Below are 17,761 nucleotides of genomic sequence, written 5' to 3'. Positions count from 1 at the left end.
AACCTGATCCTGAGGTAATTTTAATGTTTTGTGTCTATACTAGTGCGCGTGGGCAATAGAGGTGTCCTTATTGTTTGAAGCCCAACACATTATTTACCGGTAGAAGTGAGGAATCAAACGGGTCTGGACCTCATCGGATGGCCAGACCCGTTTGATTTAATTCACCTTTTTAAAAATGGCAGAGTTTGATTCTCAGGGACGTAAAACAGCATTTATTGAGATCAGCGCCCTGAATTTCTGCGGGTCGAGTCCGGCAATCATCAGCGAAGTCCGCACTGCCGGCCCGCGTAATCCGGCGTTTTCCAGGGCTTCGATGATCTCGACCGCATCCTCAACGCACAGGTCGCCAGGGGGATATTTCTGGAATAAATCCATTACAAAACGGACCTGATCATCCGTCAGGGGTTGAACGGGAAGCTGCTTTGGCTGAGAACCGAATGGATTGAGTTCGACGGTATCCTGTGTCATTTCACCTCCCATATGAAAGGTTACACTGGATGGTTGGCCTTTGTGTTACAGGCATTGTGCCAGATGGATGTTTAGAAGTGGTTCAGGACTTATCAATTTCGGATTAGTTTGCCAAACCAAAATCCCACCGCCATCCTGTGATAGACTAAGAAAAACCAACCTGGAGGCAGGCTCGTGCCCTATTTCGAAATTGGCATTTACAACCCGCGCAATAGCGAAAACATCGGCACGCTGTGGCGCTCGGCCTGGCAACTGGGCGCGGCCGGCATTTTCACCATCGGCCGCCCCTATAAACCGCAATCCAGCGACACCTCCGCGGCGCACCGCCTCATTCCGTTACGGCATTACACCACTTTCGAGGATTTCGTGCAGGCGCGTCCGCTGGGCGCGCTGTTGGTGGGCGTGGAAATCGGCGGGCAGCCGCTGGCGACCTTCAAACACCCTGAACAGGCCATCTACCTGTTGGGTTCGGAAGACATGGGGCTGCCCGAAAAGGTGCTGGCGCAATGTAACGCTGTGGTTGGGATCGAATCCGTCAACCGCGCTTCGTACAATGTAGCCGTCTCCGGCAGCATCATCCTTTACCACCGTTTGTTTCTGCAATCCATGCCGGGCTAAACCGTTTTGCCGGGCAGCCTGGCCACTCCCGGGCAGATCCTTTCCCACCCCAAAATCGAAACATTCCTGGGACGGCTGCTGTACAATACAGACAGCTCCCCATGAAACGCGAACTCAATGGATTCGAATTGCTCGGCCTCAACAGCTACTCGCTGGGCCTGAGTACGGCCGCGGGTATCTTCACGCCCGTCCTGCTGCCCTATCTGGTGGTGACTTTCATGCCGGTCGAGCAGAAAAACACTTACCTGGCGGCCGTGCGCGTCATCGGACTGGCCGTAGCCATGCTGGTGCAGCCGGTGGCGGGTTTGTTGAGCGACCGGTGCACTTCGCGTTGGGGAAGGCGGCGCCCGTTTATCACTTTCGGAGCACTGGGCAGCGCCCTGGCCATGGTCTTCATCGGCCTTTCGCCGAATTACCTTGGATCGGCCGCCGATGCCGTTTCGCGGGCGGCGTTGGGGATCAGCCTGGCCTACGTCGCCCTGGTGGCCGGCAGCATGGTGCTGCATTTCTTCTCCAACATCGCCCAGGGCGCCCAACAGGCGTTGATCCCGGATCTCGTCCCCAAACGGCAACGCGGGCGCGCTTCGGGTGTCAAGGCGGCACTCGAACTGCTGGCGGTATTTCTGGTCCTGCTGGCCGGTCCGCTGGTGGACCGGGGGCAGATTATGGCAGTGGTCGGCATCATCACGGCCGGTTACCTGCTTACCATGCTGGCGACTGACCTGTTCGTCAAAGAAGATCGTCTGCGGGAGAGACCGGCCGGGGGCGTACGCGAGCCGGTGCTGCGCCTGACGGCGTTGACCGTGATCTTCGTGGGGATTACGCAGATGGCCATCAGGCTGGTGAATTTCAGCGGCGGCAAATTGACCGGCATGGGAGCGTCCCCGGCGCTAAAGGTGGGGCTGCTCGGCCTGGCCGGATTGGCTGCCATGGCAGGTTCCATTCTGGTGGGCGTCTATCTGGGCGCCTGGGTGGGCATCGGCGCCGAAGCTCGCCGTCAGCGGTCTTTTATCTGGTGGGTGATCAACCGGCTGCTTTTCCTGGCGGCGGTGGGTTCCATTCAGGGATTTACCCAATACTACCTGCGTGACGTGATCCGCGCGCCGAATCCGGCTTCCGCCACGGCTCAACTGCTGGCCGTGGTAGGAGCCTTCCTGGTCTCCTCTGCGCTTGCCGGTGGTGTGCTGGCGGACCGTTTTGGGCGCAAACGCATGGTTGCGCTGGCTGGATGGATCGCTGCGGCCGGGGCGCTGGCGCTGCTGACGGCGCGCAGCCCGTTGCAGGTGACGGTGAGCGGCGCCATCCTTGGGCTGGCCACGGGCTGTTTTATGGCTACCAACTGGGCGCTTGGCACCGATCTGGTTCCGCCGGGTGAAGCCGGGCGTTACCTGGGCATCTCCAACCTGGCCGGGGCGGGCGCAGGCATCGTCGGAGCCGGCATCGGCGGCCCGCTGGCCGACTTTTTCAACCGCATCCAACCCGGCCTGGGCTACGAAGTGATTTTCTCGATTTACGGGATGCTCTTCCTGATTTCCATCCTGGTGCTGGCCCAGATTCGGGAGCCCGGAAAATAAAAAGCGACAGCTTATGGCTGCCGCTGAGTCGCCTGTTCCATCCGGACAGGCGAAAACGCCCCCCGGTTTATCCCGCCTTACGCCAGGTTGATCGCCACAAGCACGTCATCGGGAGAGTGTTCCACTCGAACGACGTTTCCCCGCACGGTCAGGGTCGCGTGACCATCCATGTGCGGGATGGCCAGGGCTACGCGCGTCCCCACCTGCAGGAATGGGTCGCGCGGCAGACTGACGAGAATGCCCGTGGCGCTGACGTTGATCGAATGGCCCGAGACCAGGACCGGAGAAACAATGCTGACTGGCCTGTCCCAGTCGATCCGATTCGCGCGCCGGGTGTTGATGAAACCTACAGCAGTGCGATCAATCATAGTAAATCTGCTCTCAAAGGTTAATTCGCGCATACCACAATATTATACGCACATTCTTCTGACTACAGCATAATTCCGGCCTGAATTCTGTGAATATTCCAATGATTTGCCGCTGAAAATCCGGGATCGCTTTTTTTCGAACGAGAATTCTTAAAAACAGATAAAAATGTAAACTTATTTTACAAATTCAGATAAAATATCCAAGAACTGGTTTTCCTCTGGCGAATATTTTTTTCGTATCCCTGCCGTAATTATTCTCAAAATAAGGAACTTACCAATCGCATTGCAACTGCTCCCAATCGTTCACGATTCCTTCATTCACCTCAGGAGATTAGCGATGAAAGTGCCCTTTTCACAATTTCGTCTGACACTTGGGTTAATCCTATTATTCAGCCTGGCTTTCAGCCCGGTTTTACCGGTTGTCCAGGCCGCGCAGCCCGAGGCGCTGCCGAATCGACAGCCTGACGCCAATCCGTCAGCCGCGACATCCGATCCGACCGTTGCCGTTTCTGCGCCGGCCGCCAGTCAGGATGACAATGTGCGGTGGACCGAACTCGGTCACGACAGCCGAAATACCCTCTATCGCACACCCGGCGGCGCGGTGCCCACCGGCACACCGGTCACCCTGCGACTGCGGGCCGCCAGCGGTGACCTGACCGGCGCCCGGGTGCGCCTGTGGAACGACCGGCTGGACACCCAGACCATTTTGAACATGAGCCTGGCCGCCAATGACGGTACCTATGAATACTGGCAGGCCACCGTACCCGCCAGCGATGATCCGACCGTTTACTGGTACCGCTTCATCGCCGTCGACGGCACGGACACCGACTACTACGAGGATGACGGCGAACGCACCGGCGGCTGGGGCCAGGCGTACGATGAGAGCATCGATTACTCCTGGCAGATCACCGTCTACGATCCGGCCTTCGAAACCCCGGATTGGGTCAAGAACGCAATCATCTACCAGGTCTTCCCCGACCGCTTCCGCGACGGCAACCCCTCCAACGATCCCGCGGCCGGGACTTTTTTCTACGGCCTGGAGGGGGCCGGCGGATCCATCCTGCGCTCCAACGGCGTGAACTGGAATACCGCGGTGTGCGACCCGCGCGATTCCTCCGGCGCCTGCCCGGGTGTTTGGAGCCAGAACTTCTACGGCGGCGATTTGAAAGGCCTGACCGATAAACTGGATTATCTGCAGGATCTGGGCGTCACCGCCATCTACCTCAACCCGGTTTTCTTCTCGCCCTCCAATCACGGCTACGATACGACCGATTACCTGCAGATCGACAGCAGCCTGAGCACCCAGGCTGAATTCGAGGCCTTCGCGTCTCAGGCGCATGCGCGCGGTATGCACATCATCCTGGACGGCGTGTTCAACCACACCTCTTCCGACAGCGTCTATTTCGATCGCTACGGGCGTTATGACTCGCTGGGCGCGTGCGAAAGCGCGGATTCGCCTTACCGTGACTGGTATTCCTTCCAGCCGGTGGCAGACGGCAGCGGCCCGTGCGTGGGCGATGACGGCACGCCCGGCGGCGCCACCTACACCTCCTGGTACGGCTACGACAGCCTGCCGAAGCTCAACGCGTCCAACGCCGGGGTGCGCGCCCTGATCTGGGACAGCGCCGAAAGTGTGGCGGTTCACTGGCTGCAGTGGGCCGACGGCTGGCGGCTAGATGTGGGCGGGGATGTCGACCCGGGCGTGACGGGTGACCCGAACAACCTGTACTGGGAAGGCTTCCGCGCCGCCGTCAAGGCCGCCAAACCGGACGCCTACATCGTCGGCGAGGAATGGGGCAATGCCTCCTCCTGGGTTCTGGGCGGCGAGTGGGACGCCACCATGAACTATCAATTCGGCAGCGCGCTGCTCAGCTTCTGGCGCGATGAAACGCTGGTCGACAACGATCACAATCCCGGCAGCGCGGCCGGCGCGCTCAGCCCACTCACGCCGCAGCAGTTGAACGAACGCCTGCTCAATTTGCAGGAGCGTTACCCGGCCGAGGCCTTCGCGGCCATGCTGAACCTGCTCGACAGCCACGATACCAACCGGGCGCTGCTCCTGCTGGATGAAAACGCAGACGAGGCCGAGACCACCCCGGCCACCTACCAGAACGCGAATTACGATTGGAGCGACGCCATCACCCGGCTGAAGGGCGCCGCGCTGCTGCAGATGACGCTGCCCGGCGCGCCGACCATCTATTACGGCGACGAAGTTGGCCTCGTGGGGCCGGTCAACCGGGATGTCAGCGGATGGCAGGACGATCCATACAACCGCCAGCCCTTCCCCTGGCTGGATGAAAGCGGCACGCCCTTCTATACTCACCTGCAAACCACGGATGCGCAGGCGAATTTGCGCCTTTACTATCAGCGCCTGATTTCCGCGCGCAATGCCCACCCGGCCCTGCGCACCGGAGACTTCCATCCGCTGCTGATCGATAACACCAACAACGTTTACGCCTTCGGGCGCAAACTGGCCGACAACAGCGACGCCGCGTTGGTGCTCATCAACCGCGCGAACAGTGCCCAATCAGTCAGCGTGGACGTGAGCGCCTATTTTTCCGAGGGCGCCACCTTCCAGGATGTGTCCGGCGGCCTGAATTTCACCGTCACCAACGGCCATATCACGGCGCAAAATCTGCCGGCCCGCGCAGGCGTGTTGATGACCCTCACCGGCAGCATGCCAGCCTCACCGGCTGCGGTGACGAACCTGTCCATCGTGGGTGAGGGTGTCGGGTCGATCAACCTGGCCTGGACGGCCGTCAGCGGGGCGACCAGCTATGATATCTATCGCAGCCTGGTTTCCGGTGGCGGCTACAGCTTTGTGACCAACCTCACCGGCACCGGCTTCACAGACAGCGGCCTGACCAACGCGGTAACCTATCACTATGTGGTGGTCAGCCGCAATGACGCAACCGGCCTGGTCAGCGGCTACTCCAACGAAGTCGCCGGCATGCCTCAACTGGCGATCGACTGGGCCAACATTCAATGGCCGTCCAGTATCACGCACACTATCGGAACTACCCCCACCGAAAATATCTACGGTCAGGTGTGGATCAACGGCATAACCGCCGCGCCCGGCGCCACACCCGGCCTGCGCGCGCAGGTGGGCTACGGTCCCGATGGCAGCAGCCCGGACGGCAATGCAGCCTGGCAGTGGGTGGAAGCGGTTTTCAGCGTCCTATATCCGGGCGGCAACAACGACGAGTTCGTCGCCAGTCTGACCCCTGAAACTGTGGGCACTTTCGATTACGCTTACCGCTATTCGGGGAACAACGGCCAGACCTGGGTATATGCTGACCTGGACGGCACCGCCAACGGCTACGATCCGGCTCAGGCGGGCGCATTGGTGGTGAATGCCTCCACAGATTCGGAAGCCCCGGCGGCCCCGTTGTTAAGCATTACAGACTGGTCGGACAGCTTCATCGCATTGGGTTGGACGGCTGCCACGGATAACGTTGGCGTCCATGCCTACGATCTGTACCGCTCCACCGACCCCGCCCTGGCGGGCAATCGCGTGGCGCGCGTGTTGGCGCCGGACCTGACTTATGTTGACAATAGTGTGACCAGCGGCGTGCTGTACTACTACCGCGTACTGGCCGTCGATACCAGTTTCAACTGTTCGGCGCTTTCCAACCAGGTCAGCCAGACGGCCGAAGCCAAGATGGTGGCGGTTACCTTTACCGTCAGCGTGCCCAGTTTCACGGTCGGGACGGTCTATCTCTCCGGCAACCAGCCCACGATGGGCAATTGGACACCCGACGCAGTACCGATGACCCAGGTGGACGCAACGCACTGGACCATCACCCTCGATTTCCTGGATGGGACTTCGTTGGTATACAAGTTCACCCGCGGCTCATGGGATACTGTGATGAAAGGCCTGGACGGCAATTTGGAAATCGCCGGCCTGGAAACAGGTGTTGAGTACAGTACCGACGGAACGCAGCTCGTCGAATACGGTGTGCTCAACTGGCGCGATCCGCTGGTCACCGGTTTCAGCCCGGCGAATGGCGCCCAGGGGGTTGGCGCCGACTCGGTGGTCACGGTCACCTGGAGCCAGTCGATGGCTGTCAATACCTGCCTGACCCTGACCGGCCCGGACGGCGCTGTGGCCGGGACGTGCAGTTACGACGATGCCAGCCGGACCACCACCTTTACCCCCGGCCAACCGCTCGCGGGCGGCGCGACTTATACCGTTACAGTCAGCGGTCAGCCTGACATCGCAAACGACGGCCAGCAGGTGCCGGTCAGTTGGAGCTTCGAAACCGGCCTGAACCGGGTCTTCCTGCCGCTGGTGCTGCGTTAGGCTTGCCCTGCCAATTCGAAAATTTCAGGGTGCGGAATCCTGCGCCCTGAAATTTTCTGCCCGGAAGTACCTTGACGGGCTTTCGGGGATATGCTAGACTTTTGATATCTGATCTACAGAAAGGAGGTGTGCTCATGCAACGGGACAACACAAGATCCAATTTCTCAGGCACAATGCTGCCACGCATGAGTGCGCCTGTACGGTAGGTTAGGCTAATCGCTTAACGCATATAACCGCAGGAGCATTCACGCCCTGCGGTTTTTCGTCCCAACCCTCCTCGCGAGAGTTGCGGCGGCCCCGGCAGCAGACTGACCCCGTCTCACCGGGGCCGCTGGCGTTAACCGGTGCATGAACCGCATGGCGACCATGAATCGACAGTCCAAAACGCATGTGACCAATCCGGCCGTTGAACGGCCTATCGAGACTGCTTTCCCTTGTTCGAAAATTGGAGAAGAAAACTCCTTATGACCAAGCTGAACCCGAAATTCTTCACGGATGAAGAATTGAGCATTTATCAAGACCCACGCGACCGCCGCGATCACGAAACCGCCCCGCGCCTGAAGAAACACGGCCGGCACGTGCAGGGCACCGCACTGCCGAACAAAAAGAAAGCCCAGGTGGCCGTCAACGAATTGATCGACCGCGGCGGCGGCGGGCTGGTGGCCCCGGACGAGGTATTCCGTCCCTCCTTCCAATCTTCTTTCCACGAACGCGAGTGGATCCTCGATTACCTGGGCGCGTTCTACGACGTCGGCCTGATCAGTGATGTGATCGCCAAGGTCAAGGGCGGCAAGGAGGCCAACGTCTACTGCTGCACATCGCACGGCCCGCGCGGCGACGAGTTGGTAGCGGCCAAGCTCTACCGCCCGCGCATGTTTCGCAATCTGCGCAACGACGCGCGCTATCGGGCCGGGCGGGTGGTGCTGGACGAATACGGCAAGGAAGTCCACGACCCCAAGTCGTTGATCGCGGTCAAAAACGGCACGAACTTCGGCAAGGGTCTGTCGCACTTTTCCTGGCTGATGCACGAATACCAGACTCTGGAGATCCTCTTCAAGGCCGGGCTGGATGTGCCGCGCCCGCTGGCCTGCGGCGACAATACCATCCTGATGGAATACCTGGGCGAGGCCACCGCACCCGCCCCAACGCTCAACGAAGTCACACTCGACCGGCGCGAGGCGCAGCGCGTTTTCGACAGGTTGATGGACAACGTCGCGCGCATGTTGAAACTGCGGCGCATCCACGGCGACCTTTCGGCCTACAATGTGCTCTACTGGGAGGGTGAGTTCCGCATCATCGACTTCCCGCAGGCCGTCGATCCGTTCACCAACCGCGATGGCTTCGATATCTTCCGGCGGGACGTGACCCGCCTGTGCCAGTACTTCACGCGCTACGGTATGCGCAGCGATCCGCAGCAACTGGCCGCGGAACTGTGGGAATCGAGCAAACTGCTGGTGCCCACCGCGCCCGAAGGCTGGGAAGACGATCTGGGAGAAGACGAATAGCCACAGAGATCACAGAGGACACGGAGAAGAAAGAGTAGTATAGAGAAGAAAGAGAAGAAAGAGAAGAAATATCCGACCCGAATTTAAAAAACACCGGTTACCATTGATACAAAAAAAGGAGACGGAATTTTCCGTCTCCTTTTTTTGTATTAACTTTCTTCTCCGTGTTCTCCGTGTCTCCGTGGTGATTACTCTCCTTTTTCAAGTAATCCACGCAGGTCCTTGAAGTCCACGCGCGAGGTCATGTCCAGGCTGAGCGGGGTGACGGCCACCTTGTGCTCGAAGCGCAGTTTATAGATATCCGAATTATCCGGGACGTCCTCAGGTTCAACGTCGATGCGCACGTCGATGACGCCCGGGTCCTCCATCGCGCCCTTGCGGTTGGCAAAGGGCTCGAAATAACGGTGATGGTGGGCCATGCGGGTCAGCTCCCAGGGCGTTTGGGGCGTCGCGTTGGCGGGCACGTCGATCTTGAGCACATCCACATCCTCCGGCATGGGCCGTTCGAGCAGGATTTTGGCGAAATAGTACGAGAAATAGCCTGCCACCGAGAAATCGATCGCTTCGGAATAGCCGGTATAGTCCATGCTGGGCAGTTCCAGCGAGACGGCGATGGCCGGGATGCCGAAATCGGCGCCTTCCAGGGCGGCGCCCACCGTGCCCGAGACGGTGATGCCCGAACCGACGTTCTCGCCGTAGTTGATGCCCGAAACCACCAGATCGGGCGGTTGAGGCAGGATTTCAAGGACGGCATGCAGCACGCTCTGCGCCGGCGTGCCGCCGATGGCGTAGGCGGTCCATTGCTGCGAACCGATCTGCAGCGTCTGACGGGTAATGCGTCCGTCGCTGGTGACGGGCAGGCTGCGACCGGCGCCGGAATACTGCTCGCGCGGCGCGGCAATGGTGACAAAGCCGAGCGGAGCCAGCGCCTTGGCGGCGGCCCACAACCCGGGCGAACGGATGCCGTCGTCGTTGGTGAGGAGGATTTGCTTGCGGGGTTTTGTCATGCATTGATGATAATCGATTCAGGGTCTGCGGCGCAAGGTTTTTCGATTTAAAGATCGCAGAATTACCAGTTGACAAGCTAATAAAATATTGCTATTATATCCGTAACAGATATAATTCTTACGGATATAAAAATGAAAACGACACCAACCTTCATTCCTCTGACCCCGGCTGTTTTTCACATTTTGCTGGCTTTGAGCGACGGCGACAAGCACGGTTATCGCATCATGCAGACCGCGCAAGCGCAGTCGGGTGGGCGGCTGCGTATGGGAGCGGGCACATTGTACGGCAGCATCAAGCGAATGTTGACGGATGGATTGATCGAGGAAGCCGGCGAGCGCCCTGACCCGGCCATGGACGACGAGCGACGGCGCTACTACCACATCACCGAACATGGGCGCAAGGCGCTGCAGGCCGAGGCGGATCGCATTGCCTTTCTGGCGGGACAACTCAAATCGCTGCACCTGATCGGAAATCGCCATGAGGGCTGAAAAATCTCCCTGGTTTGGCCTGCTGAAAGGGTGTATGCGCCTGTATCCACCCGAATTTCGGGCGCGTTTCGCAGATGAAATCCTGCAAACCTGCGCTGACCGTCTTCACGACCAACCCGTGGGTAAAGCGGGCTTCTGGCTGGGGACCTTTTGGGATCTATGGATGTCAATCCTATTCGAACAGATCGGGGAAGTGAGGAACCGGATGAGACTCTCGAACATTTGTAAGGGGCTTGGTTTCCTGCTGATTTTTCTATGGTTCGCAGGTTTCGTGATGTACACCGGAATGGGATTGCTGGGTTGGATGTTATCCGAATCCACCCGCATGGCTTTCGATCATGCCTTTTTCCAAACGGCGGCTGTGTCTCTGGTCAACGGGCTGATGGTGATGGGGCCATTTCTTGCTTTTTTGGCCTTCCTGATCCCCCAATTACAGGTGCGTGCTGACCGCGCGAATAGCAGCCTGGAAATCCAGGTGCTGCCGATGGCGCGTCCTGCGGCGCAGATGCTGCTGCTGAGCGGACTGCTCAGCCTGGTGATCCTGGGGTTTTCCATCGCGGCGCGGCTGTGAGGTCAACCATTTCTTTTCGATAAAACAGTGAGGCGGGCCGCGGCCCGCCTCACTGTTTTGATCATCATTTTTCGCATTTCTACTCCTGAGCCGCCTGCCGGATCAGTTTTGATTCGTGCATGCGCAGAAGCAGCAGACAGCCGACCAGCATCAGGCCCGACAGCATCCACAGCGAGATGGTGAACGAGCCGTCCCGGCCTTTCATGAATTCCATGGCGTAGATGAAAACCACCGAGCACTGCCCGGCCAGGTTCAACAGGCCGTTGGAGGTGCCCTCCGGGGCGGGGAAGGTGATTTCGGCGGCGTATTGATAGCCGATCGGCGCCAGGCTGTTTAGAAAGAAACCCATCAGGAACATGAAGACGGCCACTGACCAATAGGGTTGCGCATAGATGATGCCAATCAAACAGGGGATGGATAAGCCCACGCCCAATAACAGGAAGGGTTTGCGCTGGCGCAGGTGATCGGACAGGGCGGGAATGATGACGGCGCCCACGATGCCGCCGATCAGGAGCAGCGCGCCCAGATCGCCGGCCTGGGTGGGCGAAAAGCCTTTGGGCTCGGTGATGGCGGCGATCCAGGTGGAAACGCCGTTGAAGATGCCCATCCCGACCAGGAAAGCATACAGCAGCAGCCAGATATCTTCCATCTTGAGCATGGATTTCAGGCCGTCGAGCACGAGGGCGCGTTCCGTCTGGTCAGCCGGACAGGGCGGGGTGAGGGGCGCATCGCGGGTGAAGACCAGGAACAATGCCGCCGAAACGGCCGCCAGAATGCCGAAGATCATGGCCATGGTGGGGATGCCGTAGCGCAGCGCCAAAATGGGCGACGTGACCTGACCGATGGCGATGCCGATGAAGCTGGCCACCAACGCCAGCCCGGAGGCCGTGGCGCGCTCTTGAATGGGGAACCAGCGCCCGGCGACGGTGCTGACGGCGTTCAGCAGGAAGGGCTGGGCCAGGCCGAGGCCGACCGTGGCGGCCATCACCAGGCCGAAATTGGAGGCGAAAAAAGCCCGCAGCAGGCCGAAGACGCCCAACATCACCACGCCAATGCTGACCGCTTTGCGGTAACCGAGCGTATCGATCAGCCAGGAAACCGGGATCGAGATGGGCACGTAAACGATCATGAAGACCATGGCCAGCATCCCGACCTGGAGCTGGCTGACGCCGTAATATTCCACCGCTATGGACGAAATGGGGGCGTAGCAAATCCACAGGACCTGGATGGCCAGGTTGGCCAGGGCGAACACCGCCAGGACGACCCAGCGGTAGGCGTACACTTTCTCACGAGTTTCTGGCAAAGGGGGTGCCTCCTGAAACAAAGCATAGCCCGGCGAGAATTGTGCCGCGACTTCAGTTAGTATAACCCCCGCCTGCGATAAACGGTTGCGCGTGAAGAACAATAAAATTCGCAATTACCCAGGCGCCCCGGTGAAACCGTGTCCGGTGCCTGGACGGCGCCCGGGAGACCTCGAACAAAATTTATATTTGATATAATCCATAAAATATATCATTAAAATTAATGTATGTTCGTATAATGAATCAATACGAGGTACAAACGATGAAAGAGAATCCACTTTTAACCCTGGAAGCATTTGGGCAAAGCATCTGGATGGATTATATTAGCCGCGGGATGGTCACCTCCGGTGAGCTTCGAAAGCTGATCGAGGATGATGGCGTGAGTGGGGTGACATCCAATCCTTCCATCTTCGAAAAGGCGATCGCGCAAAGCCATGATTACGATGAGGCCATCCGTGCATTTTCGATCAAAGCGATGACCGCCGCTGAGATTTACCAGTACCTTACTGTGGAAGATATCCAAAACGTCGCCGACCTCTTGCGCCCGACGTACGACCGCACCGGCAGCGGGGATGGATTCGTTAGTCTGGAGGTATCCCCTCGCCTGGCACATGATACGGCCGGAACAATCGCAGAAGCCAGCCACTTGTGGTCCACGGTGAATCGTCCGAATGTGATGATCAAAGTACCGGCCACGCCGCAGGGCATTCCGGCCATCCAACACCTGATCGGTGAGGGGGTCAACATCAATATCACCCTGCTCTTCGGCCTGCCGCGTTACCGGGAAGTGGTCGATGCCTATCTCGGCGGCCTGGAAACGCTGGCCGCCCGGGGAAAACCGCTCAGGCAGGCCGCGTCCGTCGCGAGTTTTTTCCTCAGCCGGATCGATGTCCTGGTTGAACCCCAATTCGAAAAGGAAATATCCGCCGGCGGCCCGCGAGCCATCATCGCCGCACGCCTGCACGGACAGGCAGCCATTGCCAGCGCAAAAATTGCCTACGAGATCTACAAGGATCTTTTCAGCAGCGCGCGTTTCAAAAGCCTTGAGAAACTGGGCGCGCGGCCGCAGCGGTTGTTATGGGCCAGCACCAGCACCAAGAACCCCGCCTACAGCGACACGAAGTATGTGGAAGCGCTCATCGGCCCGGACACAATCAACACCCTGCCCATTGAAACCATCACCGCCTATCGTGATCACGGGCATCCCGAACAGACCCTTGACCTGAATGTGGCGGATGCGGGTCAAAACCTGAAAGACCTTGCGCAGGTCGGCATTGACCTGGACGCGGTCACACAGCAGTTGGAGGATCAAGGCGTCGAAAAATTTATTTCTGCCTTTGACCAATTAATGGCATCCCTGGAAGAAAAACGAGCCGTGATGCATAAGCAACCCTGATGCATAAAGATCACCTGAACCGCACCGGATTTCAGGCGTACGGACAGCTTATATGTTTTTCCGGCCAGCTTCGGCAACACACCCTATAAGAAAGAAAGCAGGAAACAGCCATGCATATTCACGATGATCCCGATGACAGCGAATACCTTGAATCCATGAAGCTGCAAATGCGGCAGATCTCGGACGAGCAGTTTCACAAATTCGAAGGGTATGCCGCGGAAATCTTTTCGGCGTTTGGTCTTAATTTGAACACCCCGGCGACGAAAGACACTCCACGCCGTTTCATCAAGGCTCTGTTTGATTCAACCGAAGGCTACGATGGCGATCCCAAACTACTGCGCATCTTCGACACGGAATGCCGTGGCGAGCCTGACTGTCGCTTGAGCCAGGTCGTTGAAGGCCCCATCCCTTTCTTTGCGCTGTGTGAACACCATGCCTTGCCCTTCTACGGGATGGCGTACGTGGGTTACATCGCGCATGAAAACATCATCGGCATTTCCAAGCTGACCCGCCTGGTGCGGATTTTCTCCAAGCGCTTCGCGGTGCAGGAACGGATCGGCCAACAAATCGCCGATACCCTGGAAACGATGCTCCATCCACACGGCGTGGCTGTTTACCTGGAAGCCCATCATTTATGCATGGAGATGCGCGGCGTGAGAGAAACTTCCCCGAAGACACGTACCACCGTCTGGCGCGGCTATTTCGCCGAGGATCCATCGCTGCGTGCCGAATTCTTCACCGCCTGCGGATTGCAACGAAATGAAAGGTGAGCAGGGGTATGAACGAAAAGCGGAGAAGGTTGTCATGCCGCCGCCCCTGAACTGTTTGAAAAGGTATGATCCAAGGAGGTCGTATGAAGGAATTGGCGCAATTGCATTGCTCCCCGGTAAAGGCGAACACGCCGGCACTGACTGAGGACGAAATTCGGCAATTACTGGCAAAACTGTCTGGCTGGCGGATCGATGAAAAAGAGGGCGAACAACGCCTGCAGAAAATATTCAAGTTTGAGAATTTTGTCCAGGCGGTGGGTTTTACCGACCGGATCGCCGCGGAGGCCAATCAGGAAGACCATCATCCCGCCATTCTGACCGAATGGGGCAAAGTGACCGTCACCTGGTGGACACATAAAATCAAAGGGCTTCACCAGAACGACTTTATCATGGCGGCCAAAACCGACCACATTTTTGAAGGGCCGGTGTAGGAATCACCCTTGGATTAAAACAATCGACCCGCCAAAGCGGGCCATTCAACATTCCACATTCAGGATTTCTAGTGCCCCCGGCAGAATTCGAATCTGCAACCTTTTGCTCCGCAAGCAAACGCTCTGTCCAGTTGCGCTACGAGGGCGGTTAAGCGTTTTCAATAATACAACACCTGACGCGAGTCGTCAAGGGCCTTGCCGGTCAAAAAATCTAAACTTCCGCCTCCATCAATCCCTTGCGGCGCAGGAAGTCCAGCAGCCCTTTGGCCAGGGCTTCGCCCTCTTCGAGAAAGATGAGGTGCCCGGCGCCGGAGTAGATCTGCAGTTCGGCGTCCGGCAGGCGCGAGGCCAGAAAGTGCGAAAAGACCAGCGGAGTGGCCCGATCGGCGGTGCCGCAGGCCAGCCAGGTGGGGGCGCGGATCCCGGCTACCCGATCGCGCAGATCGTAACGCGAGCAGGCCAGCCAGTCGGCGTAAAGCACACTGGAGCGCGTTTCCCGCAATAAGCGGGCGGCCTCCTCCAGCATCCCGGGCGGCGTTTTGGGACCGCTCAGGCGGGTTTCGATGCTTTGCAGGCCGATTCCGTAGGTCACCTGCGAGGATAGTTCCTGCACCAACGCCGGCGGCACGTCCAGGTAGGCGCCCGAGGCAATCAATCCCAATCCGGCCACGTTTGCGGGGTGGCGGACCGCCAGGCTGAGGGCGACCGCGCCGCCCATGGAATGCCCGACGAAGACGGCCTGGTACAATCCCAGGGCCTCGAGAAAGTCCACCAGCCGGTCGGCGAGCGCGTCCAGCGACTGCTGGCCGACTCCAGCCGAACGCCCGTGCCCGGGCAGGTCCAGCGCCAGCACGCGGCAGCCCGGCAGGCGGCGCAGGGCTGCCGGCCAGCACAGGTGGCTGCTGCCGGCGCCGTGAATCAAAATGACCGGCGGCAGACGGCGGCTGCCCCCTTCGCTGTGTGCGTAATACATTCCGGAGGCAATGGGCATGGCGGGATATTTACGAAAGCAAAACCGTGATTAATTCGCTGGCACGTTGACCAACCCGCGCTGCAGGCGGTCGGCGGCCTGGGCAGACAATGGAATGAAGACCTGGACGCGGGTGCCGCAGCCGGGCGCAGAATCAATGTTGAGCAGGCCTTCCACCAACTCGGTGCGCTCGCGCAGGTTGACCATGCCCAGACTGCCGCGGCGTTCGTAATTGGTGCCGACGGCCTTGGGGTCGAAACCCACGCCGTTATCGGCGATTTCCAGCAGGGCTACTTCGGGATCGTTGCGCAGGCTGTTGACGCGCACGAGGATGCGGCTGGCCTTGGCGTGCTTGCGGGCGTTGTTGACGGCCTCTTCGGACAGGTAGAAAATGGCCGTCTGGCGCGAGTTGTCCAACCGGTCGATCACGGCCGGATCGGTCTGAATTTCGATATTCTGCTGGTAGGTATCGCGCATTTTATCGGCCATGGCCTGCAGGGCGGCGGCCAGACCATCGCTTTCGAGCACCAGCGGGCGCATGGTGAAGAGCATGTGGCGGATTTCCTGGGTGGTGCGGCGGGCCAGTTCTTCGATGCGCTCGAGTTCTTCGTTCACCTGGTCGGGTTTGACCTGCAGCATGCGGCGGGCAACGCTCAGGCGCATGGCGATCGAGGCCACCGACTGGGTCGGGCCGTCGTGCAGATCGCGGGCCAGCTTCTTGCGCGCCTCTTCCTGGGATTCGACAATGCGTTCCTTCTCGACCCGCACGGCGTCGTACAGGCGCGCGTTCTGGATGGCGATGACCGATTGGGTGCTGATCATGTCCAGCAGTTCCAGGCGTTCGGTGGTGAAGAAATCCGCCTGCGGGTGAGCATACAACAGCACGCCGTAGGCGTTCATGCCGCGCATCAGTGGCAAGACGACGGCCGAGGTCATGCCTTGCAGCGCCAGAATCTTCGCCAATTCGGGGTCGGCGGAAGGATTGGCGATTCTCACGGCCGCGCCTTCCTGCAGCACCCGGGCCAGCACGCCCTGCTCGGCCGGAAAATTCTGGTGCAGATCCGTGGCCGAAAAGCGGCGTGCGGTGCCGACGATCAGGCTTTCTTCGTTGAAGAGCAGCACGGCCGAGGTTATCTGGCTGGACTGCCCGGCCTGCACGGGTTCGATGGCGCTGGTACCCAGGTCGAGCGCCGCGTCGAGTACGTCCTGGTAATTGAGCGATGCGCTCAGCGATTCGATCAATTTGTAGAGCCCGCGCATGCGATCGTGCTCGCGCTGACGGGTATTTTGTTCCAGATCGGAGCGCTGGTTGAGGTGCTGCCGGTAGTTGCGGCGCACCGCGGTCATCACGTAAGTGCTCATCCATCCCAGCAGCAAGCCGCTGACGAGGTCGAAACCAACAGCCGGCAGCGCGGCAATCGGCGGCTGCGCCTGAACCAACACCAACCAGGCGGCCTGCGCCAGGCCGAGCAGAGCCGCCGTCAGCAGGCTGCCGCGCCATTCATAATAAATAGCCGCCGAAGTGATGGCGATCAGACCGCACCAGAAAAGAGGCGTCAGTCCGCCCAGGATAAAAAGCACCAACGCCACCAGAACATCGAAGCCCACATTCAACAGGCGGTGGCCTTCCATACGGCGGTTGGATGCCGCCAGAACGACGCTAAATACATTGCCGGCGGCTGAAAATGCCAAGACAAGCGCGTAACCCAGGTGAAGCAGCGGGCTCAACACGGCCGTCATCAGCAGCAGCGACAGCCAGCGCAGCGATATGGTCAGCCAGTCGGCCAGAAAGGGGAAGTCTGATTTTCGCACCCGGTAAATATACCTTAATAAGCCCGGCTTGCCTCTAGGCCGGATTGCACTTGTTAAGTAACTGAAAACAAACCCGGAGCGAACGATACAGGAGTATTTTGGTCATTAAAAACCTCTTAGGTAGGTTTCAGATGTTGTGCAAGGGGGAATGATATAATTCAATATGCAGAACACGTAT

At 59.0% G+C, this 17,761-nt stretch carries 15 protein-coding genes and 1 tRNA gene; 9 read left to right on the top strand and 7 right to left on the bottom strand.

Annotation, left to right across the window (positions count from 1 at the left end):
* Nucleotides 1–192: 192 nt before the first annotated feature.
* Entirely contained in the window at nucleotides 193–468 is a 276-nt protein-coding gene (locus LARV_RS00365) for a hypothetical protein (protein WP_075071775.1), read from the bottom strand.
* A gap of 174 nt (nucleotides 469–642) precedes the next feature.
* On the opposite strand from LARV_RS00365, the gene LARV_RS00360 reads away from it, so the two are divergent.
* Nucleotides 643–1,086 carry an RNA methyltransferase gene (locus tag LARV_RS00360; protein WP_075071774.1) on the top strand — a complete coding sequence of 148 codons (444 nt, stop codon included), beginning with the start codon at nucleotides 643–645 and terminating at the stop codon, nucleotides 1,084–1,086.
* 101 nt (nucleotides 1,087–1,187) lie between these two features.
* Nucleotides 1,188–2,660: an MFS transporter gene (locus LARV_RS00355; RefSeq protein ID WP_075071773.1), complete on the top strand. Its 1,473-nt coding sequence runs from the start codon at nucleotides 1,188–1,190 to the stop codon at nucleotides 2,658–2,660.
* Between the two features lie 77 nt (nucleotides 2,661–2,737).
* Here LARV_RS00355 and LARV_RS00350 read toward each other — a convergent pair whose 3' ends face one another.
* Nucleotides 2,738–3,028: a PilZ domain-containing protein gene (locus tag LARV_RS00350; protein WP_075071772.1), complete on the bottom strand. Its 291-nt coding sequence runs from the start codon at nucleotides 3,026–3,028 to the stop codon at nucleotides 2,738–2,740.
* A gap of 337 nt (nucleotides 3,029–3,365) precedes the next feature.
* On the opposite strand from LARV_RS00350, the gene LARV_RS00345 reads away from it, so the two are divergent.
* Together LARV_RS00345 and LARV_RS00340 are read left to right on the top strand one after the other, a co-directional pair.
* Complete coding sequence (locus LARV_RS00345) at nucleotides 3,366–7,331, top strand: alpha-amylase family glycosyl hydrolase (RefSeq protein WP_075071771.1); 3,966 nt, start codon at nucleotides 3,366–3,368, stop codon at nucleotides 7,329–7,331.
* 464 nt (nucleotides 7,332–7,795) lie between these two features.
* Nucleotides 7,796–8,836 carry an RIO1 family regulatory kinase/ATPase domain-containing protein gene (locus LARV_RS00340; RefSeq protein ID WP_075071770.1) on the top strand — a complete coding sequence of 347 codons (1,041 nt, stop codon included), beginning with the start codon at nucleotides 7,796–7,798 and terminating at the stop codon, nucleotides 8,834–8,836.
* 188 nt (nucleotides 8,837–9,024) lie between these two features.
* Here the strand turns inward: LARV_RS00340 and surE are convergent, their stop codons facing one another.
* Nucleotides 9,025–9,843 (bottom strand): 5'/3'-nucleotidase SurE, encoded by an 819-nt coding sequence (gene surE, locus LARV_RS00335; RefSeq protein ID WP_075071769.1) that lies wholly within the window; start codon nucleotides 9,841–9,843, stop codon nucleotides 9,025–9,027.
* Between the two features lie 132 nt (nucleotides 9,844–9,975).
* On the opposite strand from surE, the gene LARV_RS00330 reads away from it, so the two are divergent.
* Nucleotides 9,976–10,332, top strand: coding sequence for a PadR family transcriptional regulator (locus LARV_RS00330; protein ID WP_075071768.1), 357 nt, complete (start codon nucleotides 9,976–9,978; stop codon nucleotides 10,330–10,332).
* Complete coding sequence (locus tag LARV_RS00325) at nucleotides 10,322–10,903, top strand: hypothetical protein (protein ID WP_075071767.1); 582 nt, start codon at nucleotides 10,322–10,324, stop codon at nucleotides 10,901–10,903. Before LARV_RS00330 ends, LARV_RS00325 begins: the two co-directional genes overlap by 11 nt.
* A gap of 79 nt (nucleotides 10,904–10,982) precedes the next feature.
* Here the strand turns inward: LARV_RS00325 and LARV_RS00320 are convergent, their stop codons facing one another.
* Nucleotides 10,983–12,206, bottom strand: coding sequence for an MFS transporter (locus LARV_RS00320; RefSeq protein WP_075071766.1), 1,224 nt, complete (start codon nucleotides 12,204–12,206; stop codon nucleotides 10,983–10,985).
* A gap of 260 nt (nucleotides 12,207–12,466) precedes the next feature.
* On the opposite strand from LARV_RS00320, the gene tal reads away from it, so the two are divergent.
* The 3 genes from tal to LARV_RS00305 all read left to right on the top strand — a co-directional run bounded on the left by tal (nucleotide 12,467) and on the right by LARV_RS00305 (nucleotide 14,801).
* Nucleotides 12,467–13,600 (top strand): transaldolase, encoded by a 1,134-nt coding sequence (gene tal / locus LARV_RS00315; RefSeq protein WP_075071765.1) that lies wholly within the window; start codon nucleotides 12,467–12,469, stop codon nucleotides 13,598–13,600.
* A 110-nt stretch (nucleotides 13,601–13,710) separates the two neighbouring features.
* Nucleotides 13,711–14,370: a GTP cyclohydrolase I gene (folE, locus tag LARV_RS00310; protein WP_083522208.1), complete on the top strand. Its 660-nt coding sequence runs from the start codon at nucleotides 13,711–13,713 to the stop codon at nucleotides 14,368–14,370.
* A gap of 83 nt (nucleotides 14,371–14,453) precedes the next feature.
* Nucleotides 14,454–14,801 carry a 4a-hydroxytetrahydrobiopterin dehydratase gene (locus LARV_RS00305; protein WP_075071764.1) on the top strand — a complete coding sequence of 116 codons (348 nt, stop codon included), beginning with the start codon at nucleotides 14,454–14,456 and terminating at the stop codon, nucleotides 14,799–14,801.
* A 72-nt stretch (nucleotides 14,802–14,873) separates the two neighbouring features.
* On the opposite strand, the gene LARV_RS00300 is transcribed toward LARV_RS00305, so the two are convergent.
* The 3 genes from LARV_RS00300 to LARV_RS00290 all read right to left on the bottom strand — a co-directional run bounded on the left by LARV_RS00300 (nucleotide 14,874) and on the right by LARV_RS00290 (nucleotide 17,583).
* A tRNA-Arg gene (locus tag LARV_RS00300) sits at nucleotides 14,874–14,947 on the bottom strand.
* A 65-nt stretch (nucleotides 14,948–15,012) separates the two neighbouring features.
* A complete protein-coding gene (locus LARV_RS00295; protein WP_075071763.1) occupies nucleotides 15,013–15,792 on the bottom strand; it encodes an alpha/beta fold hydrolase in 780 nt (259 codons plus the stop codon).
* Nucleotides 15,793–15,822: 30 nt separating this feature from the next.
* On the bottom strand, nucleotides 15,823–17,583 hold the full coding sequence (locus LARV_RS00290; RefSeq protein ID WP_075071762.1) for a GAF domain-containing sensor histidine kinase: 1,761 nt from the start codon (nucleotides 17,581–17,583) through the stop codon (nucleotides 15,823–15,825).
* Nucleotides 17,584–17,761: the final 178 nt, after the last annotated feature.

It is taken from the genome of Longilinea arvoryzae (assembly GCF_001050235.1).
Lineage (GTDB): Bacteria > Chloroflexota > Anaerolineae > Anaerolineales > Anaerolineaceae > Longilinea > Longilinea arvoryzae.
Note: the sequence above shows the minus strand (reverse complement) of the source record. Positions and strands in the feature narration are given on the sequence as shown.